Annotated in this window: 23 protein-coding genes; 7 read left to right on the top strand and 16 right to left on the bottom strand. The window is 68.4% G+C overall.

Features of this window, described 5'->3' with window-relative positions; all coding sequences use genetic code 11:
• Positions 1 to 353: 353 nt before the first annotated feature.
• The 7 genes from X946_RS04430 to rpoH form a co-directional block, all read right to left on the bottom strand.
• The gene (locus tag X946_RS04430; protein ID WP_038744475.1) at positions 354 to 2,831 is read right to left on the bottom strand and encodes a family 20 glycosylhydrolase; all 2,478 of its coding nucleotides are present in this window, start codon (positions 2,829 to 2,831) and stop codon (positions 354 to 356) included.
• 207 nt (positions 2,832 to 3,038) lie between these two features.
• Complete coding sequence (locus tag X946_RS33160) at positions 3,039 to 3,278, bottom strand: hypothetical protein (protein WP_152611627.1); 240 nt, start codon at positions 3,276 to 3,278, stop codon at positions 3,039 to 3,041.
• A 700-nt stretch (positions 3,279 to 3,978) separates the two neighbouring features.
• Positions 3,979 to 4,077: a cytochrome bd-I oxidase subunit CydX gene (cydX, locus tag X946_RS04425; RefSeq protein WP_004550904.1), complete on the bottom strand. Its 99-nt coding sequence runs from the start codon at positions 4,075 to 4,077 to the stop codon at positions 3,979 to 3,981.
• A gap of 80 nt (positions 4,078 to 4,157) precedes the next feature.
• On the bottom strand, positions 4,158 to 5,294 hold the full coding sequence (gene cydB / locus X946_RS04420; RefSeq protein ID WP_038744474.1) for a cytochrome d ubiquinol oxidase subunit II: 1,137 nt from the start codon (positions 5,292 to 5,294) through the stop codon (positions 4,158 to 4,160).
• Between the two features lie 31 nt (positions 5,295 to 5,325).
• Positions 5,326 to 6,921 carry a cytochrome ubiquinol oxidase subunit I gene (locus X946_RS04415; RefSeq protein WP_038744473.1) on the bottom strand — a complete coding sequence of 532 codons (1,596 nt, stop codon included), beginning with the start codon at positions 6,919 to 6,921 and terminating at the stop codon, positions 5,326 to 5,328.
• Positions 6,911 to 7,195, bottom strand: a complete 285-nt coding sequence (gene cydP / locus X946_RS04410) for a cytochrome oxidase putative small subunit CydP (RefSeq protein WP_038744485.1) — start codon at positions 7,193 to 7,195, stop codon at positions 6,911 to 6,913. The genes X946_RS04415 and cydP overlap by 11 nt, the downstream gene beginning before the upstream one ends.
• A gap of 342 nt (positions 7,196 to 7,537) precedes the next feature.
• Positions 7,538 to 8,473, bottom strand: coding sequence for an RNA polymerase sigma factor RpoH (rpoH, locus tag X946_RS04405; protein WP_038744472.1), 936 nt, complete (start codon positions 8,471 to 8,473; stop codon positions 7,538 to 7,540).
• Between the two features lie 364 nt (positions 8,474 to 8,837).
• On the opposite strand from rpoH, the gene X946_RS04400 reads away from it, so the two are divergent.
• Together X946_RS04400 and X946_RS04395 are read left to right on the top strand one after the other, a co-directional pair.
• The gene (locus tag X946_RS04400; RefSeq protein ID WP_038744471.1) at positions 8,838 to 9,407 is read left to right on the top strand and encodes an acyloxyacyl hydrolase; all 570 of its coding nucleotides are present in this window, start codon (positions 8,838 to 8,840) and stop codon (positions 9,405 to 9,407) included.
• 41 nt (positions 9,408 to 9,448) lie between these two features.
• Entirely contained in the window at positions 9,449 to 9,835 is a 387-nt protein-coding gene (locus X946_RS04395) for a nuclear transport factor 2 family protein (protein WP_038744484.1), read from the top strand.
• A gap of 361 nt (positions 9,836 to 10,196) precedes the next feature.
• On the opposite strand, the gene leuA is transcribed toward X946_RS04395, so the two are convergent.
• Positions 10,197 to 11,837 (bottom strand): 2-isopropylmalate synthase, encoded by a 1,641-nt coding sequence (gene leuA / locus X946_RS04390; protein ID WP_038744470.1) that lies wholly within the window; start codon positions 11,835 to 11,837, stop codon positions 10,197 to 10,199.
• On the opposite strand from leuA, the gene X946_RS36635 reads away from it, so the two are divergent.
• Complete coding sequence (locus tag X946_RS36635; RefSeq protein WP_081989336.1) at positions 11,731 to 11,994, top strand: hypothetical protein; 264 nt, start codon at positions 11,731 to 11,733, stop codon at positions 11,992 to 11,994. The two genes, leuA and X946_RS36635, sit on opposite strands and share 107 nt — an antisense overlap.
• Positions 11,995 to 12,260: 266 nt before the next feature.
• On the opposite strand, the gene ybiB is transcribed toward X946_RS36635, so the two are convergent.
• The 4 genes from ybiB to nirB are packed head-to-tail and all read right to left on the bottom strand — an operon-like array spanning position 12,261 to position 18,985.
• Positions 12,261 to 13,241, bottom strand: coding sequence for a DNA-binding protein YbiB (gene ybiB / locus X946_RS04385; RefSeq protein ID WP_038744469.1), 981 nt, complete (start codon positions 13,239 to 13,241; stop codon positions 12,261 to 12,263).
• Positions 13,238 to 16,093 carry a nitrate reductase gene (locus X946_RS04380; RefSeq protein ID WP_038744468.1) on the bottom strand — a complete coding sequence of 952 codons (2,856 nt, stop codon included), beginning with the start codon at positions 16,091 to 16,093 and terminating at the stop codon, positions 13,238 to 13,240. Before X946_RS04380 ends, ybiB begins: the two co-directional genes overlap by 4 nt.
• Positions 16,090 to 16,485, bottom strand: coding sequence for a nitrite reductase (NAD(P)H) small subunit (locus tag X946_RS04375; RefSeq protein WP_038744467.1), 396 nt, complete (start codon positions 16,483 to 16,485; stop codon positions 16,090 to 16,092). The genes X946_RS04380 and X946_RS04375 overlap by 4 nt, the downstream gene beginning before the upstream one ends.
• A gap of 55 nt (positions 16,486 to 16,540) precedes the next feature.
• Positions 16,541 to 18,985 carry a nitrite reductase large subunit NirB gene (nirB, locus tag X946_RS04370; protein WP_038744466.1) on the bottom strand — a complete coding sequence of 815 codons (2,445 nt, stop codon included), beginning with the start codon at positions 18,983 to 18,985 and terminating at the stop codon, positions 16,541 to 16,543.
• A 393-nt stretch (positions 18,986 to 19,378) separates the two neighbouring features.
• On the opposite strand from nirB, the gene maiA reads away from it, so the two are divergent.
• Positions 19,379 to 20,023, top strand: a complete 645-nt coding sequence (gene maiA, locus X946_RS04365) for a maleylacetoacetate isomerase (protein WP_038744465.1) — start codon at positions 19,379 to 19,381, stop codon at positions 20,021 to 20,023.
• Positions 20,024 to 20,134: 111 nt separating this feature from the next.
• Here maiA and ftsY read toward each other — a convergent pair whose 3' ends face one another.
• Positions 20,135 to 21,433 (bottom strand): signal recognition particle-docking protein FtsY, encoded by a 1,299-nt coding sequence (ftsY, locus tag X946_RS04360; protein WP_038744463.1) that lies wholly within the window; start codon positions 21,431 to 21,433, stop codon positions 20,135 to 20,137.
• 255 nt (positions 21,434 to 21,688) lie between these two features.
• Here ftsY and rsmD point away from each other — a divergent pair, with 255 nt between their 5' ends.
• The 3 genes from rsmD to X946_RS04345 all read left to right on the top strand — a co-directional run bounded on the left by rsmD (position 21,689) and on the right by X946_RS04345 (position 23,254).
• Complete coding sequence (gene rsmD / locus X946_RS04355; RefSeq protein ID WP_038744461.1) at positions 21,689 to 22,315, top strand: 16S rRNA (guanine(966)-N(2))-methyltransferase RsmD; 627 nt, start codon at positions 21,689 to 21,691, stop codon at positions 22,313 to 22,315.
• Positions 22,316 to 22,426: 111 nt separating this feature from the next.
• Positions 22,427 to 22,927, top strand: coding sequence for a pantetheine-phosphate adenylyltransferase (gene coaD, locus X946_RS04350; RefSeq protein ID WP_038744460.1), 501 nt, complete (start codon positions 22,427 to 22,429; stop codon positions 22,925 to 22,927).
• Positions 22,928 to 22,990: 63 nt separating this feature from the next.
• Positions 22,991 to 23,254, top strand: a complete 264-nt coding sequence (locus tag X946_RS04345; protein ID WP_038744459.1) for a YfhL family 4Fe-4S dicluster ferredoxin — start codon at positions 22,991 to 22,993, stop codon at positions 23,252 to 23,254.
• Between the two features lie 153 nt (positions 23,255 to 23,407).
• On the opposite strand, the gene hisC is transcribed toward X946_RS04345, so the two are convergent.
• The 3 genes from hisC to X946_RS04330 form a co-directional block, all read right to left on the bottom strand.
• The gene (hisC, locus tag X946_RS04340) at positions 23,408 to 24,475 is read right to left on the bottom strand and encodes a histidinol-phosphate transaminase (RefSeq protein WP_038744483.1); all 1,068 of its coding nucleotides are present in this window, start codon (positions 24,473 to 24,475) and stop codon (positions 23,408 to 23,410) included.
• A 78-nt stretch (positions 24,476 to 24,553) separates the two neighbouring features.
• Complete coding sequence (gene pth, locus X946_RS04335) at positions 24,554 to 25,159, bottom strand: aminoacyl-tRNA hydrolase (RefSeq protein WP_038744458.1); 606 nt, start codon at positions 25,157 to 25,159, stop codon at positions 24,554 to 24,556.
• A 123-nt stretch (positions 25,160 to 25,282) separates the two neighbouring features.
• On the bottom strand, positions 25,283 to 25,897 hold the full coding sequence (locus X946_RS04330; protein WP_038744482.1) for a 50S ribosomal protein L25/general stress protein Ctc: 615 nt from the start codon (positions 25,895 to 25,897) through the stop codon (positions 25,283 to 25,285).
• Between the last annotated feature and the right edge of the window lie 23 nt (positions 25,898 to 25,920).

Here is a 25,920-nt window from a genome sequence, read left to right as displayed (position 1 = left end):
CGAACCTCGAACCTCGAACCTCGAACCTCGAACCTCGAACCTCGAACCTCGAACCTCGAACCTCGAACCTCGAACCTCGAACCTCGAACCTCGAGGGTCGAAAAGCGAAAAGCGAAAAGCGAAAAGCGAAAAGCGAAAAGCGAAAAGCACATCCCGCCCGCCGACATCACGACCTCCAGCGTCCCGAGCGCAACCGAACCGTGGGCCGCGGATTCGCCGAAGACCGTCCGCGCGGCGCGCACGGCATTGTGCGTCGACGAGCGGTGCGACGCGGCAAATCGCCGGCGACTTGCGAGACGGACGGCGCGCGGCGAGCCGGGCGACGCGCACGCGGCGCGCCGCCCGGCCGCCCGTCATTCGCCCGTCAGCGTGAAGGTGGGCTTGCGATACCCGATGCCCGCGCGCTCGAGCTTCGGCAACTCGCGTTGCTTGAGCACCGTCGCGAAGCCTGCCCAGTCGCGTTCGAGCGCGGCCGTGTCGACGTGGTGCGTGTCGCCGAGCTTGTAGCGCACGCCGGCCGCGTACGGCAGCTCCCAATCGGCCTTGTGCCACGCGCGCTCGGCGAGCGCGAGCAGGCGCGGATACACCATGTATTCGAGGAACTGCCCGTTGCGCATCACCTCGCCCCATGCCTGCCCCTGGATGCCCTCGATCCGCGGCGCCGCGCCCGCGCTCGTCACGTCGAACGGATTGCCGTCGCGATCGCCGAACACCTCGGCGTTTTGCGGCAGGTTCTCCGGCGCGAGCGAGAACACCTTGTACTCGTCGGTCGCCTGCGAGCCCCAGTAGTAGCCGCGCTCGCGCGGATTGCGCGTGTACGGAAAATCGAAGTACAGGTAGTCGGGCAGCGCGAGCACCGTCCGGTAGCCCTTCGCGCTCAGGTCGCGCGCGCTGTCGGACGCGCCCCAGAAGATCGTGTCCCACAGCGACACCATCACGCCGCGCGTGCTGAAATCCTGCGGCCCGTTCGCGTGCTTGATGCCGTCCTGCCACGCGGCCATCGTGCCGATCCCGTTTGCGTTGACGACGGCGCTCACCTGTTTCGCGAAGCGCGTCGGCAGCTCGTCGATCGACTTGATCTCGCCGCGCCGAAAAAGCGCGGCGCACGCCGGAGAGCGCGCCCACGGCTTGTCCTGCGCGGCGAGATCGACGCGGCCCTTGCCCGGATCGGCGCCTTCGAGCGGCTGGAAGCCCGCGCCGAGCAGGATGTTCTTCGCTTCGTCGCCGCCGTAGTGCCAGATCCGCAGCGGCGCTTGTGCGTCCGCGTGCATCGACGCGATCTCGCGGATCACCTTCGACGCGAAGTTGAGCGCGCCCGGCACGCACGGGTTCAAGTCGCTGCGCCGGTCGTAGAACTGGACCGTCAGCAGGTTCGACGTGTCCTGAGGATCGAGCAGGCGGTACGCGTTCGCCTCCCGCTCGCGGCCCGCCGCGTGCAGGCGGCGATAGCGCGCCTCCATCGACACGACGGCCGCGCGCGAATGCGCGGGCATGTCGATCTCGGGAATCACGTCGACGAAACGGTCGGCCGCGTAGCGCAGCAGCGCGATGTAGTCGTCGCGCGTCAGGTAGCCGCCGCCCGACTGGTTGTCCGGCCCGGAGCCGAGCTGCGGCAGCAGGCAGCGCGTCTCGCTCGGATCGTGGCAGCGGCGCGCGCCCACGTCGGTCAGCTCCGGCAGGCCCGGAATCTCGATGCGCCAGCCTTCGTCGTCGGACAGGTGCAGATGCAGCCGGTTGAGCTTGTATGCGCTCATCTGGTCGATCAGGCGGCGCAGCGTCGCCGGCTGCTTGAAGTTGCGCGCGAGATCGACGTGCATGCCGCGATGGGCGAAGCGCGGCGCATCCTCGACGAGCATCGCCGGCACCGTTCCCCCGCCCGCCGGCACGAGCGAGAAGAGCGTCTGCACGCCGTAGTAGAGCCCCGCGCGATCGAAGCCTTCGACGAGCACGCCGCGCGGCCCGATCGCGAGCCGGTAGCCGCCCGGCGCCGCGACATCGGCGGGCAGCCGGCGCGGCGCGACGATGCCCCAGACGGGCGTGCCCGCGCCGCCTAGGCCGAGCGTGCCCGCGCGATCGCGCAGCGCCGCGACCTGCGCGAACGAAAGCTCGGGCAGCGTCAGATCCACGCCGCGCAGATCGAGCGCGCCGGGCAGCGCGCGCTGCCGCTTCACGCTCGGCAGCGCGCGGTTCGCGACAGGCTGCGCGGCGGCGGGCGGCGCGTTGCCGGGCGAGTTGCTCTGCGCGTCGGCGGGCAGCGTTTCGACGTAGCGCAGTTCGTCGTCGGTGTCGTCGTAACGCAGCACCGCGGGCGGCGCGCCGTCGACGACGACGTACGGGCGCGGGATCACGTCGCTGTAGCGCCGCAGCCAGTATTCGGCGACGAACGGCAATTCGATCCGCTCGCCCTGTGCGAGCTTGATCGTGCCGGGCTGCGGCGTCAGCTCGTACAGGTCGCCCGTCAGGTGGCGCAGAGTGAAGCCCGGGCGGTCGATCCTGAGCAGCCGGCGAATGCTGTGCAGATAGAGCCGCCAGCCGCCGTCGGTGATCTGCGGATGGCCGCGGTTCTGCAGGATCAGGCGGCCCGTCGCGCAGCTCGCCCAGTCGGCGCCGAGGTCGGCGCACGGCACGCCCGCCGACGCCGCGTGATTGTTGTCGACGGCGACGCGCACCGCGAGGCCGTTCGCCAGCAGCGCCGCGAGCTCGGCGGGCGTGGCGGCCGTGTGGGCCGTGCGGGCGTCGGCCCGCGCGGGCAATTGCGCGGGCGAAGCCGCGGGCGATAGCGCCGCCGCGGCGAGCAACACGGCGCACAGGGAATGCGAGATTCGGTTCATGGGAATTCCTTGGAAAAAAGCGGTGATACGACGCCGTGGAAATACGTCGCTGCGATCGGGTCTTTCAAGGAAGCTGCGAAAAGGGGGCGCGGATGCCGCGCGCGAGCGAACGAGGGGCGAAGCGTTCGCGCGCGTTCGCCCGTCACGGGTCGGATTCGGGGCGGTCGTGCCGGTCGGGGCGGCGACGGCGCGCGGGCGTGCGCGTGCTCATGCACGACGTGCGGCCGCGCAGCCGCGGGACGCGAGGCTTGCCGCGATGACGAAGGCTTCGAGCGCGAGATGCGCGGGCCGCGCGGCGCGCGCCGCCGACGATGCGGGACGCACTGCCGGCGAGCGTGCGGCGGCATGGGGGCGAGTGGCGGCGCGCGAATCGAAGCGACGCGCGCGGGCTCGCCCGAACGGGGTGGCAGCGACGATGCCGGCCAAACGGAAACGGGGATTCTTCATGTCTCCTCCACCGGTGTGGATGCGGCCTGTGAGCGACCGTGTGAAAAGATCTTATGAAACCTTCGATTGGTGTTCAAGTGGTATCAATTTGGAATCGGATTGGCATTGAGTTTGGTAAAAAAGGGGGGGATTGAACGGCGTGTTGGCGGGCGCGTTCGGCGCGCCTGAAACGCATGCGCCGGCATGCGCCGTCGCGTTGCGGCGAAGGCAGGCAGATTGCCGACGAAGCGCCGTTCAGGTCAGCCGGTGAAGGGAAGGGGGCGGCGCAGGACGAAGGCGGGAACGGCATGCGTGCGGACAGGAAGCCGATGCGCGGTTCGTCCGCCGCAAGAAAATAGCCGGAAAGCGACGCGCCGGAACGCGCGGCGTCGCGTCGCCGCGGGCCGCGAGCGGTGGGCGCGACGAAGACGTCGTCAGCCCATACGCGCCGCGGCCGACGCGCGGCGACGATCCGCGCCGAGGGCGCATTTTTCGTGCGCGCACGGCAAGAAACAAAAAGCCCTCGTACGAGGCGAGGGCGTGTCCTGCTTCATGGCGACGCGCGCTTTGCATCCGGAGCGAACCAGCGCCGGACGAACGACGAACGACGCACGACGCACGACGAACGACGAACGACGCACAACGAACGACGACATCCGCTCGCGTCCGCCGCACCGCCGCGTCGCCGCCGCGCTGAACCGGCCCGACGCGCGCGCGGCGCTCAAGCGTCGCGTTTCTGCCGCGCTTCGAGCCACATCGCATTGATGATGCCGAACGCGAGCGCGACGCCGATGCCGAGAATCCAGCTGAAGTACCACATGATCCGACTCCTTCGAAACTTGCGACAATCTTGCGAAAAGCCGGCCGCACGATGCAGCGCACGCGGCGGCCGGCCGGACATCAATACATCGAGTGCCGGTTTTCCTCGAGCGCGCGCGGCGTCACCTTGCCGCGCAGCACGCGATACACCCAGCCGGTGTAGAGCAGGACGATCGGCAGGAACACGATCACCGCGACGAGCATCACTTCGAGCGTGAGCCGGCTCGACGTCGAATCCCAGACCGTCAGGCTGCTCTTCGGATCGAGCGACGACGGCATGATGAACGGGAACATCGAGAAGCCCGCCGTCAGGATCACGCCGGTGATCATGAGGCCCGTGCAGATGAACGCGGTCTTCTCGAGCTTCGAGCCGGCGAGCAGCATCGCGAGCACGCCGCCCGCGATGCCGACGACGGGCGCGGCGATCATCCACGGATACAGGCCGTAGTTCACGAGCCAGAGGCCCGGGGCCGCGGAAACCTGCTTGAGGAGCGGATTCGCGACGGTGTCGACGGGCGCCGCCTGCGTGATCTCGAAGCCGCCGATGAACGATGCGATCAGCGCGCCCGCAAGCGCGAACAGCACGACGGCGACGAGCGACGACACGCGCAGCGCGATCGACGCGCGCTTCGCGATCGCGCCGTCCGTCTTCATCTTGACGAACGCGGCGCCGTGCGCGACGAGCATCGTGAGGCTCACGAGCCCGCAGAGCAGTGCGAACGGATTCAGCAGCGCCCAGAAGCTGCCGTGATAGGTGACGCGCATGTCGGTGTCGAACGCGAACGGCACGCCTTGCAGCAGGTTGCCGAACGCGACGCCGAACACGAGCGCGGGCACGAAGCCGCCCACGAAGAGCGCCCAGTCCCACCCCGCGCGCCAGCGCGGATCGTCGCGCTTGCTGCGGTAGTCGAAGCCGACGGGCCGGAAGAACAGCGCGAACAGCACGAGCAGCATCGCGAAGTAGAAGCCCGAGAACGACGCCGCGTAGACGAGCGGCCACGCGGCGAACATCGCGCCGCCCGCGGTGATGAGCCAGACCTGATTGCCTTCCCAGGTCGCGCCGACCGTGTTGACGATGATGCGGCGCTCGTCGTCGGTCTTGCCGAGGAACGGCAGGAGCGCGGCCGCGCCCATGTCGAAGCCGTCCGTCAGCGCGAAGCCGACGAGCAGTATGCCGACGAGCAGCCACCAGATCACTTTGAGAGTTGCATAGTCCATGACGATTCCTTGTGCGAATTCGATGGCGGCGTCAGGCGGCCGAGCCGGCGACGGCCTGGTCGAGCCGGCGCTTCTCCTGTTCGTGGTGATAGCGGCCGGTGTGCAGCGACGACGGGCCGAGCCGCGCGTACTTGAACATCAGCGTGATCTCGATGATGAAGAGCGCCGTGTAGAACACGATGAAGCCCGCGAGGCTCAGGTACAGATCGGTTGCGGTGAGGCTCGACGCGGACAGGTGCGTCGGCAGGATGCCCGCGATCGTCCACGGCTGGCGGCCCACTTCGGCGACGACCCAGCCGAACTCGGCGGCGAGCCACGGCAGCGGAATCGCCCACACCGCGTAGCGCAGGAACCAGCGGCGGTTGTCCTGCAGCAGCTCGCGGCGCGCGCAGAACCAGAACGCGGCGATGAAGGTCGCGAGGAACAGGAAGCCGAGGAACACCATGATCCGGAACGAGAAGAACACGGGCGCCACGGGCGGAATCGTCTGCTTGGCCGCGGCCTTGATCTGCTCGGGCGTCGCATCGGTCACGTTCGGCGTGAACTGCTTGAGCATCAGGCCATAGCCGAGATATTGCTTGTGCTGGTCGAAGGTCGACTTCGTCTCGGCGCTCGTGTCGCCCGCCTTCAGCTTCTGCAGCGCGCCGTACGCGATCATCCCGTTCTGGATGTGCTCTTCGCTGCGCTTGGCGAGCTCGCGCAGGCCGATCACCGGCTCGTCGATCGAACGCGTCGCGATGAGGCCGAGCGCATACGGGATCTTGATCGCGTAGTCGGTGCGCTCCTCGGCCTGGTTCGGCAGGCCGATCAGCGTGAACGACGCGGGCGCCGGCTGCGTTTCCCATTCGGATTCGATCGCGGCGAGCTTGATCTTCTGCACTTCGCCCGTCGTGTAGCCGGATTCGTCGCCGAGCACGATCACGCACAGCGTCGACGCGAGGCCGAAGCCCGCGGCGACCGCGAACGAGCGCAGCGCGAAGTCGGTGTCGCGCTTCTTCAGCAGATACCACGCGGACACGCCGAGCACGAACATCGCGGCCGTCACGTAGCCGGCCGACACCGTGTGCACGAACTTCACCTGCGCCACCGGGTTGAAGATCACGTCGAAGAGGTTCGACAGCTCCATGCGCATCGTCTGGTAGTTGAACTCGGCGCCGACCGGGTTGTTCATCCAGCCGTTGGCGACGAGAATCCACAGCGCGGACAGGTTCGAGCCGAGCGCGACGAGGAACGTGACGATCAGGTGCTGGACCTTCGACAGGCGGTTCCAGCCGAAGAAGAACAGGCCGACGAACGTCGATTCGAGGAAGAACGCCATCAGCCCTTCGACGGCGAGCGGCACGCCGAAGATGTCGCCGACGTAGTGCGAGTAGTACGACCAGTTCGTGCCGAACTGGAATTCGAGCGTGATCCCCGTCGTCACGCCCATCGCGAAGTTGATCCCGAAGAGCTTGCCCCAGAACTGCGTCATGTCCTTGTAGACCTGCTTGCCGGTCATCACGTAGACGGACTCCATGATGACGAGCAGCCAGGACATGCCGAGCGTGAGCGGGACGAAGAGGAAATGGTAGAGCGCTGTGATGCCGAACTGCAGACGCGACAGATCGACGACTTCGCTACTTATCATGGCGGTCTCCCTGAGTGGGTGCGTATGGCGTCGCCGACAGCAGCTTTGCTGCGACGACGGCAGGCGGCAACGACATGTGCTCGGCCTGCGGATGGTTGAAGAATGCGTACTTGAGCGCGACGAGCAGGATCAGCTTGAAGAGCAGCACGATCGAGAGGTCGCGCGCGAGGGTCGGGCCACGGGCCCAGGCGGCGACCCGAGCGCGCCAGCCCGCCCGAGGGGCGGGCGGCGTGTCGTGGGGCGACGCCTTTTTGTTGACGAGAGTCAAAGCCATGATGTCCGGGATGACGCGGTTGGCGCAAAACTGGCCGGTCTCGTGACGCGTTTCGCATACGCGCTGCATCTGTTGGCCGGTCCTCCCAATTGTAGGAGGCGTCCCGGAAAACCCTTAGTGCCGCGCTGCGGCACTCCGTCGCGAAGCGATCGCAGAAACTTGAGCTGGCTCAAGATCTGCGCGAATCGCGATGCGCCGGATGAAATTTTTCATAATGTTGGTCAAGCATGCGCGCGTCGCGCACGGTTTCGCGGCGCACAAAAAAAGCCCGCTGTCGTCGGACAGCGGGCTTTTTCGTTTCGGCGCGGCCGCGGCGGGCCGGATGTTCGGGTTTGAGCGCGCTTACGCGTACGCGGCGAGCGCCGTGCGCATCTTCTTCATCGCGCTCGCTTCGATCTGGCGGATGCGCTCCGCCGATACGCCGAATTCGGCGGCGAGGTCGTGCAGCGTCGAGCCGCCCGAGCCGTCGTCGTCGACGTTCAGCCAGCGCGCCTCGATGATCCGGCGGCTGCGCGCGTCGAGCGATTCGAGCGCGCGCGCGATGCCGTCCGTCTGCAGCATGTCGCGCTGACGCGCGGCGAGCACGGCGGTCGGCTCGTTGTGCGAATCGGCGAGATAGGCGATCGGCGCGTACGACTCCTCGCCGTCGTCGATCTGGCCCTCGAGCGCGACGTCGCCGCCCGACAGGCGGGTTTCCATCTCGGCCACTTCCTCGCGCTTGACGTTCAGCTCCTGCGCGAGGCCGTCGATTTCCTCCGGCGTGAACGCCTGCGTGCCCTTCTTGTGGCTGCGCAGGTTGAAGAACAGCTTGCGCTGCGCCTTCGTCGTCGCGACCTTCACCGTGCGCCAGTTGCGCAGGATGTATTCGTGAATCTCGGCCTTGATCCAGTGGATCGCGTACGACACGAGGCGCACGTTCTGGGCGGGATCGAAACGCTTGACCGCCTTCATCAGGCCGATGTTGCCTTCCTGGATCAGGTCGCCGTGCGGCAGGCCGTAGCCGAGATAGTTGCGCGCGATCGACACGACGAGCCGCAGGTGCGACAGCACGAGCCGGCGCGCGGCGTCGAGGTTGTTGTCCTCGTGGTATTCGGTCGCGTACTGACGCTCTTCCTCCGCCGTCAGCAGCGGAATCCGGTTCACGGCCTGAATATAGGCGTCGATGTTGCCCAGCTGGCCGGGCAGCATCGAGTGGGATGCGAGCGCCAGCGAGCCTGCCGATGCGGCCTTAGCGGACGCCGGGCGCAAAGTGTTCGGAAGGGTCAATGCGTTGCTCACGTAGAAAACTCCTTTGGAATCAGGGACGAGCCCCATTGCCGGGGCGATTCCTCGATGAATCTTAGCACTCCATCTAGCGGAGTGCTAATCCTTAGAAGGAACAGGGTCGTCGGAGTTCCCGAATTGCTATCGCTTTTGAGGGGGCGATAGCTCTTTCTGCGGCACTGCCCGCGCCCGCTGTCCGTAAGTGTTTGTTTTACGGGCATTTCAGGTAAAGGTTCCTGATTCTTGTCAATTCGGCAGAAAACCATTTCGTCAGACGGTGCCGATCGAAAAAGTCCTTTACCATAAGATGCTGTTCTCTCGAGCCCTAGCGTGTGAATTGCGGCGAGGCTCTATTCAACCAGAGAAGTTGGAGAAAGAGATGAACGATAAGAACGGCGGTCGGGCGGGGCGGATCATCGTGCAGATCGCAGTGGCAACGGCGCTCGCCGGCGGTTCCGGGGCCGCCTTCGCGGATCGCTGGGGATTGCAGCTCGGCGGCGGCGTCGCCGATCACGACATGAAGAAGGGCGACATCGGCGTGGTCTGGGACCCGAACTGGACCTGGTGGGAAATCGGCGGCTGGCACTTCGCGTTCGTCGCCGAGGGGCACGTGTCTTACTGGCGCTATACCGGCGATCACGCGATCAACGACAGCGTCTGGGAAGTCGGCGTGACGCCGATCATACGATTCATCAAGAGCGCGGGCTACGTGCGGCCGTTCGTCGAGGTGGGCGCCGGCGTGCGCTTCCTGTCGCATCCGACGATCTCCCAGAACTATTCGATGTCGACGTCGTTCCAGTTCGCCGACATGGTCGGCATCGGCGCGCAATTCGGCAATCGTCAGCAGTATCAAGCGGGTGTCCGTTTACAGCACGTGTCGAACGCGGGTATCAAAGACCCGAATCCTGGTATAAATTTCAGCCAGCTCTACGTGCAATACAACTTCTGATCGGCGCGCCGGACGCGCGCATGCAGTCGAGGAGCATGGCGATGGCGGCAAAGGTGATCGATGCGATTCGCGCGCTCGAGCGCGACCGGTTTCGTGCGATGGTCGACGGCGACGGCGAGGCGCTCGACGCATTGCTGTCCGACAACGTCTATTACGTGCACACCAACGGCAAACGCGAGACCAAGCAGCAGTTCATCGACGCGATCACGGCAGGGCGCCGTCGCTATCGGCAGATCGAGATCCAGTCGCAGGACGTGCTGCCCGTCGGCGATGCCACGTGCGTCGTCGCGGGGCGCGCGCTGATCGAGATGGAGACGAACAACGGCGGCCTCGTGTTCCCGATCGCCTACACCGCGATTCAGACGCAGGAAAGCGGCCGCTGGCGGCTGCTCGCATGGCAGGCGACGCGCTGCGCGACCGAGGGCTAAGGCCCCGTTTATTGCCGTTTCTTCGCCCCGCTATCGGCGTGAACGGGCCATGGGCGCGAAGCACGCGTTCGTCCGCCAGCCCGCACGCAACTGCCGCCTGCAATCGCCGCCTGCAATCGCCGCCTGCTTTTGCGCCTCTTTCCTGGTCCTTTCTCGACCGTTTTTCTCAGCCGTCGCTCTCAGCCGTCGTTCTCGGCCGCTCTTCCGGCCCCTCGTCGGGGCCCTTCGTCGCCGTGCGGTTTCGTGAGCCGCCCGGCGTGCGCCGGCGCGCCGCGGATCGCGCGTCGCACCGGTTGTCGCGCGGCGGCGTGCGCCGCGCGAGGTTCGTCCGCCTGTCGTTCGCCCGCCGTTGCGCGCGGCGTCAGGCGGCCGCGCGCCGCTCGTCGCAGCTCCACGCCGAGCGGTTGATCGCGCTCGCGACCGCATCCGTCGCGGCCGCGACCGGATCGCGATGCACGCCGGCGCCGTGGCGCAGCGCGGCGTCGCCGACCTTCGCGCCGACGAACACCACGGTGTCGCCGCTCGCGGTGCGCTCGACTTCGCACGACGCGACGCCGATCGCGACGCCCGCCGCCGCGGCGAACGCGGCCGCGGCCTGCCGCGCCGCGCCTGGCGCGTCGTCCGCGCGAGCGAGCGCGATTTCGCGGTCATGCCAGCTCGCCGACGCGCCCGCGCGCGCCGCGGGGCCCATCGTCCGCAGGTATTCGCGCGTGAAGAGCTCGCAGATCGCGTCGCCCGTCACTTCTTCGCCCGAAGCGTCGGCGAGCGCCTGCACCGCATGGCTGAATTCGATCTGCACGCGGCGCGGCGGCGCGAAGCCCATGCCGCGCTCGAGCAGGTACGTCGCGCCGCCCTTGCCGGACTGGCTGTTGACGCGGATCACCGCGTCGTAGCTGCGGCCGAGATCGGCGGGATCGATCGGCAGATACGGCACTTCCCAGATCGCGTCGGGCTTTTGCTGCGCGAGGCCCTTGCGGATCGCGTCCTGATGCGAGCCGGAGAACGCGGTGAAGACGAGGTCGCCCGCGTACGGGTGGCGCGGATGCACGGGAATCTGGTTGCAGCGCTCGACGACGCGGCGCACCGCGTCGATGTCCGAGAAATCGAGCCCCGGATCGATCCCCTGCGTGTAGAGGTTCAGCGCGAGCGTGACGAGATCGACGTTGCCCGTGCGCTCGCCGTTGCCGAACAGGCACCCCTCGATGCGGTCCGCGCCCGCGAGCAGCGCGAGCTCGGCCGCCGCGACCGCGGTGCCGCGATCGTTGTGCGGATGCACCGACAGCACGATGCTGTCGCGGTAGCCGAGATTGCGGTCCATCCATTCGATCTGGTCGGCGAACACGTTCGGCGTCGCGGCCTCGACGGTCGCGGGCAGGTTCACGATCATCTTGTGATCGCGCGTGGGCCGCCAAGTCTGCGCGACCGCGTCGCAGACCTCGCGCGCGAACGACAGCTCGGTCATGCTGAACGTCTCGGGCGAGTACTGGAACGTCCAGTGCGTGCCGGGGCGCGCCTGCGCGTGCGCCTTGATGATGCGCGTGCCCTCGACCGCCAGCGCCTTCACGTCGTCCTTCGACATTCCGAACACGATGCGGCGGAACGACGGGCAGATCGCGTTGTACAGGTGCACGATCGCGCGCGGCGCGCCTTCGAGCGCATCGAACGTGCGCGCGATCAGATCCTCGCGCGACTGCACGAGCACTTCGATCGTCACGTCGTCGGGAATGCGCCGCTCGTCGATCAGCTTGCGCACGAAATCGAAGTCGGTTTGCGACGCCGACGGAAAACCGACTTCGATCTCCTTGAAGCCGATCGCGACGAGCATTTCGAAGAACTCGAGCTTCTGCTCGATCGTCATCGGCTCGATCAGCGACTGGTTGCCGTCGCGCAGATCGGTGCTCATCCAGATCGGCGCGCGCTCGATCGTGCGGCTCGGCCATCGGCGTCCGTTGATGCGGACGGGTTCGAACGGTCGGTATTTGTCGGCGGGGTTGCGCTTCATCGTTGCCTCGGGCGGTCAAGTCGCGAGCGAAGACGGACGGCATGACGCGCCGGTGGGCGCCGCCTGCGCACGTGCATGCCCGATGGCACGACGACGCGGAATCTTCGCGATTCGCCCGTCGGATCGACGAACGAAAGCTGACGACTACGGGTTGTAAAAAACTGCGAGAAAGAAACTGCGGGGAACTGCTAGGGGAGGGACCGCGCCGGGACGACGCGGCGCCACGACAGCTTTACGCTAGTCGTAGCGATAGCGGCCGCGCTAGGCGGCCGGAGGTAATTCGGAGGGTGTTCTGGAAGGAACGCATGGCGACAACTCTATGCGAAGTCGACGGCGGCTGTCAATCGTCGGGGTATTCGAAGGCGGCGGGCGGCATGTCCGGGGGCGGCGCGCCGCCCGCCGGCGCTCCGAGGCTCATTCGGCTCATTCGACGATCCGCGCGAGCCGCACGATCGTCTCGACCTGCGTCGCGACCGCGTCCGGAATCGGGATCTCGCCGCGCATCACGGCGTCGGTCCACGCGGCCGTCGTCGCCGCGTCGCGCGACGCGGGCAGCTCGACGGGCGGCGCGTCGGGCGACGAGCGCACCGGTTCGACGACCGTCTCGCACCGGCCGTCGTGCAGCCAGTCGACCTGCACCTGGCGGCGCGTGTCGGCGACCGCCTCGCCCTCGGTGCCGCGCGCGAGCAGCGCGCCGCCCGCGCCGGCCGCCGGGTGTTCGCGGAACAGCTCGACGAGGCTGTCGCGATACGGCGGATGCGTGTAGTTCACGAGCCGCAGCCCGGCGGGCTCGAACGGCTGCAGCAGCTTGACGACCGTGTGCGTCGAGTTGCGCACGCCGAGCACGCGCCGCAGCGCGAGGAGCCGCGCGAGCTTCGGCGCGAGCACGTCGATCGGCGCGAACGCGGCGCGGCGCTCGGCGAGCGTGTCCTCGATTTCGTCGTGCGACCCGCCGGGCGCAATCGCCAGCTCGGTGAAGATCTCCGCGCTCGTCACGCGGCCCGGGTCTTCCGTCACGCCGTGCACGAGCACCGGCACGCCCTCGCGCGCGAGCAGCAGCGCGAGCAGCGGCACGAGATTCGGCTGCCTGCGCGCGCCGTTGTAGCTCGGGATCGATACCGTGTGGAACGCGGCGTCCTGCACGTGCAGCGGCTCGAACGACGCCTGCGCGGCGGCGAGCATCGCCGCGAGCTCGGCGGCCGTCTCGCCCTTGAGCCGGTACGCGATCAGGATCGCGCCGAGCTCGACGTCGGATACGTGCCCGTCGAGCATCGCGCGGTAGAGCGCCAACGCGTCGTCGTACGGCAGCGCGCGTGCGCCGTTCGGTCCGCGCCCGATCTCCTTGATGAAGCGGGCGCACGGGAAGTGGTCGGGCAGGGCGGCGTTGGCGTCGGTTTCGGTCATCGAGGGGAAGGGGCCGCGGCCGTCGCGGTTTCGGCGATCAGGCGGCGCAGCTCGGGTATGCAGGAACCACACTGAGTACCGCATTTGAGCCGTTCTTGCAAGTTCGCGAGCCGCTCGCCGGGCGCCGCGGACGGCGCATCGGCCGTCAGCACGGCGCCGATCTCGCGCTCGCTCACGCCCACGCAGTTGCAGATCGTGCGGCCGCGCGCGGGCGCCGTTTGCAGCGGCACGCGGCCCGCGAACAGCAGCAGGCGGCCGAGCGCGCCGACGCCCGCGCCGCTCTCGACGTACTCGCGCAGCGCGGCCGCGCCGTCCTCGGTCGCGCCCGCCGCGCCGGCGACCGAGAACGCGACGAGCGCGCCGTCGACGATTCGCACGCGCCGGCCGGTGCCGCGCCGCGCGTCGCCGTAGCTCATCACGTCGGCCGCTTGCGCGGGCAATTCGAAGAGCGCCTCGATTTCGCGTTGCAGCTCGGCGGGCGCGGGCTCGTACGCGGCGACGCGCCACGCGAGCCCCGTGTAGCCGTCGGTGCCGAACGGCACGCAGCTCGCATACGGGAAGCGCGCGAAGAACGCGCGCGCGGCCCGCTGGCGAGCGAGCATCGCGTCGGCCGGCACGCGCGCGGCGATCAGCCAGCGCCACGGCAGGTCGGCCTTCAGCAGCTTGATCGCCGCGTGCTTGAGCTCGGGCTGCTGCGAGTACGGATCGCGCGCGGGCGTCGTGAGCGCGTTGATGCCCATCGCCGCGCGATTGCCCGCGACGCCCGACACGTATTCGTCGCCCCAGTGCATCGGCGCGAACGCCTGACCGGGGACGATCGCGTCGTCGGCGCGCGCGGGCAGGAGCGCGCTGCCGCGCCGCGACGTCAGATGGACGAAGTCGTGCGGGCCGAGCGCGAGCCGGGCGCAATCGCCGGGATTGAGCTCGACGCAAGGCTGCGGCGCGTGTGCGAACAGTTTCGCGACCGAGCCGGTGCGGCTGCCGCCGTGCCATTGGTCGCGCAGGCGGCCCGTCGTCAGCGCGAAGCGGTAGCGCGCGTCGAGCGCCTCGGCGACCGGCTGATACGGCGCGGGCACGAAGCGCGCGCGGCCGTCTGCGGTCGGAAAGCGGCCGTCCGCGTACAGGCGCGCGAGCCCGCGCTCGGCGCCCGCCGGAAACGGCCATTGCTGCGGGCCGTCGCGCGTGAGCAGCGGCCACGACAGCCCGCCGATGTCGCAATCGCGGCCGACCGTCGTCGCGCGGTGTTCGTTCCACACGGCTTCGGCGTGCGCATGCGCAAAGAGGGTCGGGCGGCCGGGCGCGAGCCGCGCTTCGAGCCGGCGGCCCACGTCGGCGGCGATTTGCCAGTCGGCGCGCGCGTCGCCGTACGGCTGCGTCGCCGCGCGCACGCGTGAAATGCGCCGCTCGGAGTTCGTCACCGTGCCTTCCTTCTCGCCCCACGTGGCCGCGGGCAGCAGCACGTCGGCGTAAGGCGCGGTGCCCGTGTGCGCGTACGCGTCCTGCAGCACGACGAACTCCGCGCGTTCGAGCCCCGCGCGCGCGACCGTCTGGCTCGGGATCGAGTGCGCGGGGTTCGTGCAGACGATCCAGATCGCCTTCAGCGTGCCCTCGGCGAGCCGCTCGAACATCTCGACCGCGGTGAGGCCCGGCTTCGCCGGCAGATCGGGCACGCCCCAGAGGCGCGCGATTTCCGCGCGGTCGGCCGGGTTCGCGAGATCGCGGTGCGCGGACGCGAGCGTCGCCATGCCGCCCACCTCGCGGCCGCCCATCGCGTTCGGCTGGCCCGTCAGCGAGAACGGCCCCGCGCCCGGCTTGCCGATCTGGCCCGTCGCGAGATGCAGGTTGATGAGCGCGACGTTCTTCGTCGTGCCGGTCGCCGACTGGTTGAGCCCCTGGCAGTACAGCGACAGCGACGGCCCCGCGCCGAACCAGCGCGCGGCCTGCACGATGTCGTCCGCGCGCAGCCCGCAAACCTGCGCGGCCGCGGCGGGCGTCGCGTCGCGCACCGAGTCGCGCAATGCGTCGAAGCCTTGCGTGTGCGCGCCGATGAACGCGGAATCGAGCGCGCCGTCCCAGATCAGCACGTGCAGCATCGCGTTGAACAGCATCGTGTCGGTGCCGGGCTGCAGCGCGAGATGCAGCGTCGCGTCGCTCGCCGAATCGGTGCGGCGCGGATCGGCGACGATCACCTTCATCTGCGGATTGCGCGCGCGCGCGGCTTCGAGCCGCCGGTACAGGATCGGATGCGCGTACGCGGGATTCGCGCCCGCGATCAGCACGGTGGCCGCATGATCGAGGTCCTCGTAGCTGCACGGCGGCGCGTCTGCGCCGAGCGTCTTCTTGTAGCCGACGACGGCCGAGCTCATGCAAAGGCGCGAGTTCGAATCGATGTTGTTCGTGCCGACGAGCCCCTTCGCGAGCTTGTTGAAGACGTAGTAATCCTCGGTCAGCAGCTGGCCGGAGATGTAGAAGCCGACCGCGTCCGGCCCGTGCTGCTCGACGATGCGCGCGAAGCGCAGCGCGACGTGATCGAGCGCGTCGTCCCACGACACGCGCGTGCGCGCCGCGTCGCGCGACAGGCGCAGCTCGGGATGCGTCGCGCGCGTCTGCGCGTAGCGCTCGGGCGTCGCCGTCAGATGCAGCGTGCTGCCCTTCGAGCACAGGCGCCCGAAGTTCGCCGGATGCTCGGGGTCGCCGCGCACGCCGACGATCCGGTCGCGGCCGTCGGCGTCGCGCCGGGTCTCGATCACGACGCCGCAGCCGACGCCGCAATAGCAGCACGTCGAGCGCGTTTCGCGCACGGCGTCGGGCGTGTCTTGCGCGGCGGGCTGCGCGAGCGTCTCGATCGTCATGCGGCGGCGCCCGGCGACACGAGCGCGACTGGCTGCGGCGCGCTGTCGATGCCGAGCGTCGCGAGCTCGGCGCGATCGAGCAGCACCGCGTCGCCGTCGCGCTTCACGCTGAAGACGGTCGTGCAGCCGTCGTCGGGCGGCAGCGCGCAGCCGCTCGCGAACGCGACGTTCAGGCCGTGCAGCGGACACGTGACCTGCTCGCCGTGGACGATGCCTTGCGACAGCGGGCCGCCCTTGTGCGGGCAGCGGTCGAGCAGCGCGAACACCGCGTCGCTCGCGGTGCGAAAGAGGGCGATCGGCGCGCCGGCGTCACGCGTGAGAACGCGTGCGCCGAGCGGCGGGATGTCGTCGAGCCGGCAGACGGCGATCCATTCGGGTTGCGTGGCGGACATGATTCGAATTCCTTGCTGATTGACTGGGCTCGGATGCGGCGCGATGCGCGGCGTCTCACGCATCGGCGGGCGCGACCGCGATCGGGATGAACTGGCGCAGATCGACCCGCGCGTCGTTCGTGTCGTGCCACGGATCGGGCTCGTCCTTCAACGCGAACTGCAGGCGCTCCCAGAGCGCGCGGCGGTTGTCGGCGTCGTCGAGCACGCGCGCCTTCACGTGATCGATGCCGACGCGCTCGAGATAGTGCACGGTGCGCTCGAGATACCAGCCTTCCTCGCGATAGAGCTGCAGGAACGCACCCGCGTATTCGAGCACTTCCTCGTGCGTCTTCACCTTGCAGAAGAACTGCGCGACCTCGGTCTTGATGCCGCCGTTGCCGCCGACATAGATCTCCCAGCCCGAATCGACGCCGATCACGCCGACGTCCTTGATCCCCGATTCCGCGCAGTTGCGCGGGCAGCCGGACACCGCGAGCTTCACCTTGTGCGGCGCGTACATCCGCCACAGCGCGCGTTCGAGCTGCTGGCCCATCAGCGTCGAATCCTGCGTGCCGAAGCGGCACCATTCGGAGCCGACGCAGGTCTTCACCGTGCGCAGCGCCTTCGCGTACGCGTGGCCGCTCGGCATGCCGAGATCGCGCCACACGCCGGGCAGATCCTCCTTCTTCACGCCGAGCAGGTCGATACGCTGCCCGCCCGTCACCTTGACGGTCGGGATCGCGTACTTGTCGACGACGTCCGCGATCCGGCGCAGCTCGCTAGCGGTCGTCACGCCGCCCCACATCCGCGGCACGACCGAATACGTGCCGTCCTTCTGGATGTTCGCGTGCGCGCGTTCGTTGATGAAGCGCGACTGCGGATCGTCCTTCGCGTCGTGCGGCCAGGTGCTGATGCAGTAATAGTTGAGCGCCGGGCGGCAGCTCGCGCAGCCGTTCGGCGTGCGCCATTCGAGAAAGCGCATCGCGTCGGGCACCGACAGCAGCTTGTGCTCGCGAATCGCCGTGCGTACTTCGGCATGCGTATGATCGGTGCAGCCGCATATGGGCTTCGCCTTCGGCGACGCCGAGTAGTCGCCGCCCAGCGTCGACATCAGGATCTGCTCGACCAGGCCCGTGCACGAGCCGCACGATGCGGACGCCTTCGTGTGCTTGCGCACGTCGTCGAGCGTGAAGAGGCCCTTTTCCTTGATCGCCGAGACGATCGTGCCCTTGCACACGCCGTTGCAGCCGCACACCTCGGCGTCGTCGGCCATCGACATCGCGCGCGTCGCGCCGCTGTGGCCGGTGTCGCCCAGGCTCGTTTCGCCGAACATCAGCGTGTCGCGGATGTCGGCGATGTTGCGGCCTTCGCGCAGCAGCCTGAAGTACCACGCGCCGTCCGCCGTGTCGCCGTACAGGCACGCGCCGACGATCTTGTCGTCCTTGACCACGAGCTTCTTGTAGACGCCCGCGATCGGGTCCGACAACGTGATGTCTTCCGTGTCGCCGCCGCCGAGGAAGTCGCCCGCGGAGAAGAGATCGATGCCCGTGACCTTGAGCTTCGTCGACGTGACCGAGCCGGCGTAGCGCCCGATGCCGAACTGCGCGAGATGGTTCGCCGCGACCTTCGCCTGCTCGAAGAGGGGCGCGACGAGGCCGTACGCGATGCCGCGATGGCTCACGCATTCGCCGACCGCGTAGATGCGCGGGTCGTAGGTCTGCATCGTGTCGCTGACGACGATTCCGCGGTTGCAATAGAGCCCCGCGCTTTCGGCGAGCGCCGTGTTCGGGCGGATGCCGACCGCCATCACGACGAGGTCGGCCTTGCATTCGCCGCCGTCCTTGAAGCGCACCGCGCGCACGCGGCCGCTTTCGTCGCCGACGAGCGCCTGCGTTTCCTTCGGCATCAGAAACGTCAGGCCGCGCGCCTCGAGCGACGCGCGCAACAGGCTGCCCGCGGTCGCATCGAGTTGGCGCTCGAGCAGCGTCGGCGCGAGGTGAACGACCGTCACGTCCATCCCGCGCAGCTTCAGGCCGTTCGCCGCTTCGAGGCCGAGCAGGCCGCCGCCGATCACCACCGCGTGCGTGTGCCGTGCGGCGGCGTCGATCATCGCCTGCGTGTCGGCGATGTCGCGATAGCCGAGCACGCCGTCGAGATCCGCGCCCGGGATCGGCAGCATGAACGGATTCGAGCCGGTCGCGAGCAGCAGCCGGTCGTACGCGGCCTCGGTGCCGTCCTCGGCGATCACGGCGCGCTTCACGCGATCGATCTTCACGATCTTCTTGCCGACGTGGAGCGTGATGCCGTGCGATTCGTACCACGCGTAATCGTTGAGGACGATCTGCTCGAGCGTCTGCTCGCCCGCGAGCACGGGCGACAGCAGAATCCGGTTGTAGTTCGGATGCGGCTCGGCGCCGAACACCGTTATGTCATACAGATCGGGCGCCAGCTTGAGCAATTCTTCGAGCGTGCGCACTCCGGCCATGCCGTTGCCGACCATCACCAGCTTCATCTTCCGCATCGGGGATCTCCTGACTGGGCCGCTTGTCGTGGGGGCCCGTGATCGATTCACGGAAAATAGCAATCGCCATGCCACTTTTTATTTGGCCGCTATTTAAAAGGAAGGCGGGGGATCGGGCGGCGATCGCGCGCGTGCGCGTGGTGCGCCGGCGCACGGCTGGCGAGCCGTTTCGCACGCGAAGCGTGCATCGCGGCGGCGACGCACCAGCAAAGTGCCGCCGGATCGGCGGCGCGAAACCGGCGCGGCGCGAGCCGCGTTACACTTTCGGCCGTTGCCGCGGCGTTCGGCTCGACGACGCCGGCGGGCGCCCGCAACGCGGCGGCGCGTTGCCCGCCGCCCGTCGCGCGCGAACGCCGGCGAGAAGATCGACGATCGAGACTATGAGGGACACTGATGAAGCTCTATAGCTATTTCCGCAGTTCGGCGGCGTTTCGCGTGCGTATCGCGCTGCATCTGAAGAAGCTGCCGTTCGACTACGTGCCGGTGCATCTGCTGCGCGACGGCGGCCAGCAATTGACGGACGAATATCGCGCGCTCAACCCCGACGCGCTCGTGCCGACGCTCATCGACGGCGATTCGCCGCTGCAGCAGTCGCTCGCGATCGTCGAATATCTCGACGAAGCGTATCCGGACGTGCCGCTGCTGCCGAAGGCGCCCGTCGACCGCGCGTACGTGCGCGCGATCGCGCTGCAGGTCGCCTGCGAGATTCACCCGCTCAACAATCTGCGTGTGCTGAAGTACCTGAAGCACACGCTGAAGGTCGACGACTACGCGAAGGACGCGTGGTATCGCCACTGGATCGAGGACGGCTTCAAGACGCTCGAGACGCGTCTTTCGAGCGACCCGCGCACGGGCAAGCTGTGCTTCGGCGATACGCCGACGCTCGCCGATCTCTGCATCGTGCCGCAGGTGTTCAATGCGCAGCGCTTCTCGATCGGCCTCGAGCGGTTCCCGACGATTCGGCGCATCCACGATCACGCGATGACGCTCGACGCTTTCAGGGCGGCCGCGCCCGCCGCGCAGCCGGACGCCGAGTGAGCGCGGCGTCGGCCGCGCGCCCATGAAAAACGGGCGCCTCGGGGCGCCCGTTTCGTTGCGTGGCGGGCCGGATCGCCGGAATGGCGACCGGCTGGCGCCGCGCGGCGCGGATTAGCCGAGCAGCGCGTCCGAGAATTCCGCCGCGCTGAACGGCTGCAGATCCTCGACCTTCTCGCCGATGCCGATGAAATACACCGGAATCGGCCGCTGCCGCGCGATCGCGGCGAGGATGCCGCCCTTCGCGGTGCCGTCGAGCTTCGTGACGATGAGGCCCGTGAGGCCGAGCGCGTCGTCGAACGCCTTCACCTGCGTGAGTGCGTTCTGGCCCGTGTTCGCGTCGATCACGAGCAGCACCTCGTGCGGCGCGCCGTCGTGCGCCTTGCCGATCACGCGCTTCACCTTCCGGAGCTCCTCCATCAGATGCAGCTGCGTCGGCAGGCGGCCCGCGGTGTCGGCCATCATCACGTCGATGTTGCGCGCGCGCGCGGCGCTGACCGCGTCGAAGATCACCGCGGCCGGGTCGCCGCTCTCCTGCTGGACCACCGTCACGTTGTTGCGCTCGCCCCAGATCGCGAGCTGTTCGCGCGCGGCCGCGCGGAACGTGTCGCCCGCCGCGAGCATCACCGACTGGTCGAAGCTCTGCAGATGCTTCGCGAGCTTGCCGATGCTCGTCGTCTTGCCCGCGCCGTTCACGCCCGCGATCATCATCACGAGCGGCTGCGCGCGCCCGAGCACGAGCGACTTCTCGAGCGGCTCCAGCAGATCGACGAGCAGGTCGCGCAGCGCGTCCTTCACCTGCTGCGGATCGGTGAGGCGGCCCGTGCGCACCTTTTCGCGCAGCGCGCCGAGCAGATGCTCGGTCGCGTCGACGCCGGCATCCGACATCAGCAGCGCCGTTTCGAGCTCCTCGTAGAGCGCCTCGTCGATCTTCGTGTTGACGAACACGTTCGTGATGCTCGAGCTCGTCTTCGAGAGGCCGGACTTCAGCCGCGCGAGCCACGATTTCTTCGCGGTCGGCTCGGGCGCGGGCGGCGGCACGATCTCGACCGTCTCGACGACGCCGTCGCGGCCGTTCGCCGACGGCGTGACCGTCATCACGACGGACGGCGCGGGCTCGGCGGCCGCGCGCGCCGGCGCGGCGGCGGGCGGCTGTCGGACCGGCGATTCCGGCGCACTGACGGAAGGGGCGGCAGGCGGCGTTGCGGGCGCGGGCGTCTGTGTCTGTGTGACGGCGCGCGACGGCGCCTCGTCGCGCGGGAGCGCAGCGGCGGGGGCGGCGGGCGCATCGACCCGCGCGGCCTCGGACGCGGCCGGGCCGCCGGTGTCGTCCTGCGGCGCTTCGGGCGCTTGCTGCGGCTCGGCCGGTGCGGCGTCGGGCGCTTTCTTGAATCGTTTGAAGAAGCTGAACATGGTTTCGCTTGCGGAAGAGGCGGCGCGCGGCGCCGGGTGCGCCGGTCGGCAGGGCTTGGTGAGCGAGCCCGGCGGCGCGCGTGCGGCGTGCTCGCGCGCCGGAAACCCGGTATTTTATCAGGCGCCGGGGCTTCGCCGCGCGGCAGCGGCATGGCCTGCGCGCCGCTTGTGGTAACGTGCGCGTCATCGCGGCGCATCGCGCCGCTTCCGATCGGTTGATTCCGTTTCCAACGTTTCCGTCACGAATTCTTCGGTATGTCCCGTTCCTCTTCGGCGCGGCCGCCGGCGCAGCGAGCCCCAGCGGCCGGCCGCGGCAAGCCGCACACGATCCGCATCATCGGCGGCGACTGGAAGCGCACGCCGCTTCCGGTGCTCGACCTGGACGGCCTGCGTCCGACGCCCGACCGCGTGCGCGAGACGCTCTTCAACTGGCTCGGCCAGGATCTCGAAGGCCGGCGCTGCCTCGATCTGTTCGCGGGCAGCGGCGCGCTCGGCTTCGAGGCCGCGTCGCGCGGCGCGGCGAGCGTCGTGATGGTCGAGCGCCATCCGCGCGCCGCGCAGCAGCTTCGCGCGCTGAAGGACAAGCTCGCCGCGCGCGCGATCGAGATCGCGGAAGCCGACGCGCTGCGCATCGCCGCGGGCCTCGCGCCGCGCTCGTTCGACATCGTGTTCGTCGATCCGCCGTTCGGCGACGCGGCCGCGTTCGCGCGCGCGCTCGCGCTCGCGCCGGATCTCGTCGCGCCGGGCGGCTATCTGTATGTCGAGATGGGCGCGCAGCTCGATGCGTCCGCGCACGCGTCGCTCGCCGGCTGGCAGGTGACGCGGCACGGCAAGGCAGGCGCCGTCCACTATCATTTGCTGCAACGCGAAAATGATGAATAATGCGCGTTCCAAACGAGGCGCCGCGCGCAGTCGCGACGTGCGCCCATGTCGGCGGCCGCGCGCGACGCGCATGGCCGTGACCCCAATTGGCTCGATGACAGGAGGAGCGACATGGTAGTCGCCGTGTACCCGGGTACGTTCGATCCGCTCACGCGAGGCCACGAGGATCTCGTTCGGCGCGCGTCGAGCATTTTTGATACGCTGGTCGTCGGCGTCGCCGACAGCCGCGCGAAAAAGCCGTTCTTCTCGCTCGAGGAGCGTCTGAAGATCGCCAACGAGGTGCTGGGCCATTACCCGAACGTGAAAGTGATGGGCTTCACCGGGCTCTTGAAGGACTTCGTGCGCGCGAACGACGCGCGCGTGATCGTGCGGGGCCTGCGTGCGGTGTCGGATTTCGAGTACGAGTTTCAGATGGCGGGGATGAACCGCTACCTGCTGCCGGACGTCGAGACGATGTTCATGACGCCGTCGGACCAATACCAGTTCATCTCGGGCACGATCGTGCGCGAGATCGCGCAGTTGGGCGGCGACGTCAGCAAGTTCGTGTTTCCGTCGGTCGAGAAATGGCTGACGGAGAAGGTGGCCGCGATGGCCCAGGAGCCGTCCGCGTGAGCGCCGCGCGCGCGGCAGGCGGCCCGAAGCGGCCGGCCGCGCGCCGGCGGAAGTGAGACCAGTATGGCTTTGATGATTACCGACGAGTGCATCAATTGCGACGTGTGCGAGCCCGAGTGCCCGAACGGCGCGATTTCGATGGGCCCGGAGATCTACGTGATCGATCCGAACAAGTGCACCGAGTGCGTCGGCCATTTCGACGAGCCGCAGTGCCAGCAGGTGTGCCCGGTCGAGTGCATTCCGCGGGACCCGAGTCGTCCCGAGACGAAGGACCAATTGATGGCGAAATATCGCGCGCTGATCGCGGCGGAGAAAAACGGCGCGTGATGCGCCGCGGCGATTGACGGGCGAAGCGCGCCGGCGCGGAAAGGCGGCGGCGGGCTGTCCGCCGCCGTACCGTCGCCGCCATCGGTTTCGCTCGTGTTCGTACGTGTTCGTACGTGTTTGTGCGGTTCGTCGCGAGTCCGTGCCGGCGAGCCGCTACGCGAGCAACTCGCGCAGCGCCGCGACGAGCGTGTCGCACTCGGCGTCGGTGCCGACCGTGATGCGCAGGTGCTGATCGATTCGCGGCAGCTTGAAGTGCCGCACGAAAATCTCCCGCTGCTTCAGTTGCGTGGCAAGCGTCGCCGCATCATGGCGCGGGTGGCGCGCGAACACGAAGTTCGTCGCCGACGGCACGACGTCGAAGCCGAGCGCGGCCAGCGCGCCGACGAGCCGCTCGCGGCTCGCGATCACCCGCTTTCGCGTGGCCTGGAACCACGCGTCGTCCTCGTAAGAAGCCTGCGTCGCGGCCTGCGCGAGACGATCGAGCGGGTAGGAGTTGAAGCTGTCCTTCACGCGCGTGAGCGCATCGATCAGCGCGACGTCGCCGAACGCGAAACCGACGCGCATGCCGGCGAGCGAGCGCGCCTTCGACGCGGTATGCACGACGAGCAGGTTCGGGTAGCGGGAGATCAGCGACACGGCCGATTCCGCGCCGAAGTCGACATACGCCTCGTCGATCACGACGACCGAGCTCGGATTCGCGGCGACGATCCGCTCGATGTCGGAAAGCGGCAGCGCGCGGCCCGTCGGCGCGTTCGGGTTCGGGAACAGCACGCAGCCGGCGTCGTCGAGATAGTCGTCGACGACGATCGAGAAATCGTCGGCGAGCGGCACCGTCTCGCACGCGACGCGATAGAGCCGCGCATAGGTCGGGTAGAAGCTGTATGTGATGTCCGGGAAGCGCAGCGGCTTGTCGTGCCGCAGGAGCGCCTGGAACACGTGCGCGAGCACTTCGTCCGAGCCGTTGCCGGCGAACACCTGCTCGGGCGCGACGCCGTGATGCGCGGCGACCGCCTCGCGCAGCTTGCGCGCGACGGGGTCCGGATAGCGGCGCAGCGCCTCGCCCGTGTCGCCGAGCTCGCGCCGGATCGCGTCGACCGCGCGCGGCGACGGCGGATACGGGTTCTCGTTCGTGTTCAGCTTGACGGGATGCGCGAGCGCCGGCTGCTCGCCCGGCACGTACGGCTCGAGTTGATGGACGATGTCGCTCCAGTAACGGCTCACCACGTGGCTCCTGATGCGGTAAAACAACCAGCTTAACCGATGCGCGCGCGGCGCGAGAAGGCGGGAAGAACGCCCGACTCAGGCGCCGTTGCGATGCAGCTGCATCATCGCGCGCTCGGTCTCGCCCTTGACGACGGTGGGCATCACGGCGAGCGCGCGTTCGATCGCGGCGTCGATCACGTCCTGCTCATCCTTGCGCGGCGGCTTCAGCACGAAGTTCGCGACATCGGGTTTCGCACCCGCGCGCGCGCTTTCGGGAATCAGGTCGCGCGGATGGCCGATGCCGATCCGCAGCCGCCAGTACTGCTGCGAAGACAGATGCGCGGAGATGTCCTTGAGGCCGTTGTGGCCGCCGCTGCCGCCGCCGAGCTTCAACTTGACCGCGCCGGGCGGCAGGTCGAGCTCGTCGTGCGCGACGAGGATTTCGTTCGGCAGGATCTTGAAGAAATGCGCGAGCGCGACGACCGATTGGCCGGAGCGGTTCATGTACGTCTGCGGCTCGAGCAGATGCACTTCCTCGCCGTGGAGGCGCGCTTTCGCGTAGAAGCCATGAAAGCGCCGCTCGTCGCGCAGCGTCGCGCCGGCTTCGCGCGCGAGCTGGTCGACGAGCCAGAAGCCTGCGTTGTGGCGCGTCGCGGTGTATTCCGCCCCGGGATTGCCGAGGCCGACGATCAGTTTGATCATGATGAACGCTTGCCCGTCAGGGCTCGCCCTGGCGGGCTGCAAAAATGAAAAACCCGCCGGGCAAGCCGCGGCGGGTCGTCGACCGTCGTGCGAAACGGTTCGAAAGGCGGGTTCGAAGGGCGCTTAGGCGGCCGGCGTTTCGCCTTCGCCCGCAGCCGCTTCTTCCGACACGGCGCCAGCCGGGATCGTCGCCGAAGCGACCACCGGGTTTTCCGCGTCGCCGTGCGCGGTCAGCGCGACGCCGTTCGGCAGCGCGATGTCCTTCGCGTGCAGCGACTGGCCTGCTTCGATCTTCGACAGATCGACTTCGAGGAATTCCGGCAGGTCGGCCGGCAGGCACTCGATTTCGATTTCCGTCACGACGTGCGACACGACCGCGCTCGACAGCTTCACGGCCGGGCTCGTTTCCGCGTTCAGGAAGTGCAGCGGCACCTTCGTGTGCAGCTTCTTCTTCGGATCGATGCGCTGGAAGTCCACGTGCAGCACGAGCTGACGGAACGGGTGGTATTGCACGTCACGCAGCAGGACGCGTTGCGACTTGCCGGCCACTTCGAGGTCGAGGATCGACGAGTGGAAGGCTTCCTTCTTCAGCGCGTGCCACAGCGCGTTGTGATCGAGCTCGATCATTTGCGGGGCGGTTTCACCACCGTACACGATACCCGTGGTCTTACCGGCGTTGCGCAGGCGGCGGCTCGCACCCGTACCTTGCTGTTGGCGCTCGAAAGCGACGACTTTCATGTGTTTCTCCATTTGCTGCCCGC

Source organism: Burkholderia sp. ABCPW 111 (genome assembly GCF_000773065.1).
GTDB classification, from domain to species: domain Bacteria; phylum Pseudomonadota; class Gammaproteobacteria; order Burkholderiales; family Burkholderiaceae; genus Burkholderia; species Burkholderia savannae.
This window is presented reverse-complemented; position numbering and strand designations above follow the sequence as displayed.

Bases quoted from the DNA above. Each gene is read 5' to 3' on its own strand.
- cydB (WP_038744474.1), bottom strand. From the start codon at position 5,294: ATGGACTATGCAACTCTCAAAGTGATCTGGTGGCTGCTCGTCGGCATA.
- nirB (WP_038744466.1), bottom strand. From the start codon at position 18,985: ATGCGGAAGATGAAGCTGGTGATGGTCGGCAACGGCATGGCCGGAGTG.
- ftsY (WP_038744463.1), bottom strand. From the start codon at position 21,433: ATGTTCAGCTTCTTCAAACGATTCAAGAAAGCGCCCGACGCCGCACCG.
- X946_RS04345 (WP_038744459.1), top strand. From the start codon at position 22,991: ATGGCTTTGATGATTACCGACGAGTGCATCAATTGCGACGTGTGCGAG.
- maiA (WP_038744465.1), top strand. From the start codon at position 19,379: ATGAAGCTCTATAGCTATTTCCGCAGTTCGGCGGCGTTTCGCGTGCGT.
- ybiB (WP_038744469.1), bottom strand. From the start codon at position 13,241: ATGACCGAAACCGACGCCAACGCCGCCCTGCCCGACCACTTCCCGTGC.
- X946_RS04375 (WP_038744467.1), bottom strand. From the start codon at position 16,485: ATGTCCGCCACGCAACCCGAATGGATCGCCGTCTGCCGGCTCGACGAC.
- rsmD (WP_038744461.1), top strand. From the start codon at position 21,689: ATGTCCCGTTCCTCTTCGGCGCGGCCGCCGGCGCAGCGAGCCCCAGCG.
- X946_RS04330 (WP_038744482.1), bottom strand. From the start codon at position 25,897: ATGAAAGTCGTCGCTTTCGAGCGCCAACAGCAAGGTACGGGTGCGAGC.
- X946_RS04430 (WP_038744475.1), bottom strand. From the start codon at position 2,831: ATGAACCGAATCTCGCATTCCCTGTGCGCCGTGTTGCTCGCCGCGGCG.
- leuA (WP_038744470.1), bottom strand. From the start codon at position 11,837: ATGAAGCGCAACCCCGCCGACAAATACCGACCGTTCGAACCCGTCCGC.
- cydX (WP_004550904.1), bottom strand. From the start codon at position 4,077: ATGTGGTACTTCAGCTGGATTCTCGGCATCGGCGTCGCGCTCGCGTTC.
- X946_RS04380 (WP_038744468.1), bottom strand. From the start codon at position 16,093: ATGACGATCGAGACGCTCGCGCAGCCCGCCGCGCAAGACACGCCCGAC.
- X946_RS04395 (WP_038744484.1), top strand. From the start codon at position 9,449: ATGGCGGCAAAGGTGATCGATGCGATTCGCGCGCTCGAGCGCGACCGG.
- coaD (WP_038744460.1), top strand. From the start codon at position 22,427: ATGGTAGTCGCCGTGTACCCGGGTACGTTCGATCCGCTCACGCGAGGC.
- X946_RS33160 (WP_152611627.1), bottom strand. From the start codon at position 3,278: ATGAAGAATCCCCGTTTCCGTTTGGCCGGCATCGTCGCTGCCACCCCG.
- pth (WP_038744458.1), bottom strand. From the start codon at position 25,159: ATGATCAAACTGATCGTCGGCCTCGGCAATCCCGGGGCGGAATACACC.
- cydP (WP_038744485.1), bottom strand. From the start codon at position 7,195: ATGGCTTTGACTCTCGTCAACAAAAAGGCGTCGCCCCACGACACGCCG.
- X946_RS04400 (WP_038744471.1), top strand. From the start codon at position 8,838: ATGAACGATAAGAACGGCGGTCGGGCGGGGCGGATCATCGTGCAGATC.
- X946_RS04415 (WP_038744473.1), bottom strand. From the start codon at position 6,921: ATGATAAGTAGCGAAGTCGTCGATCTGTCGCGTCTGCAGTTCGGCATC.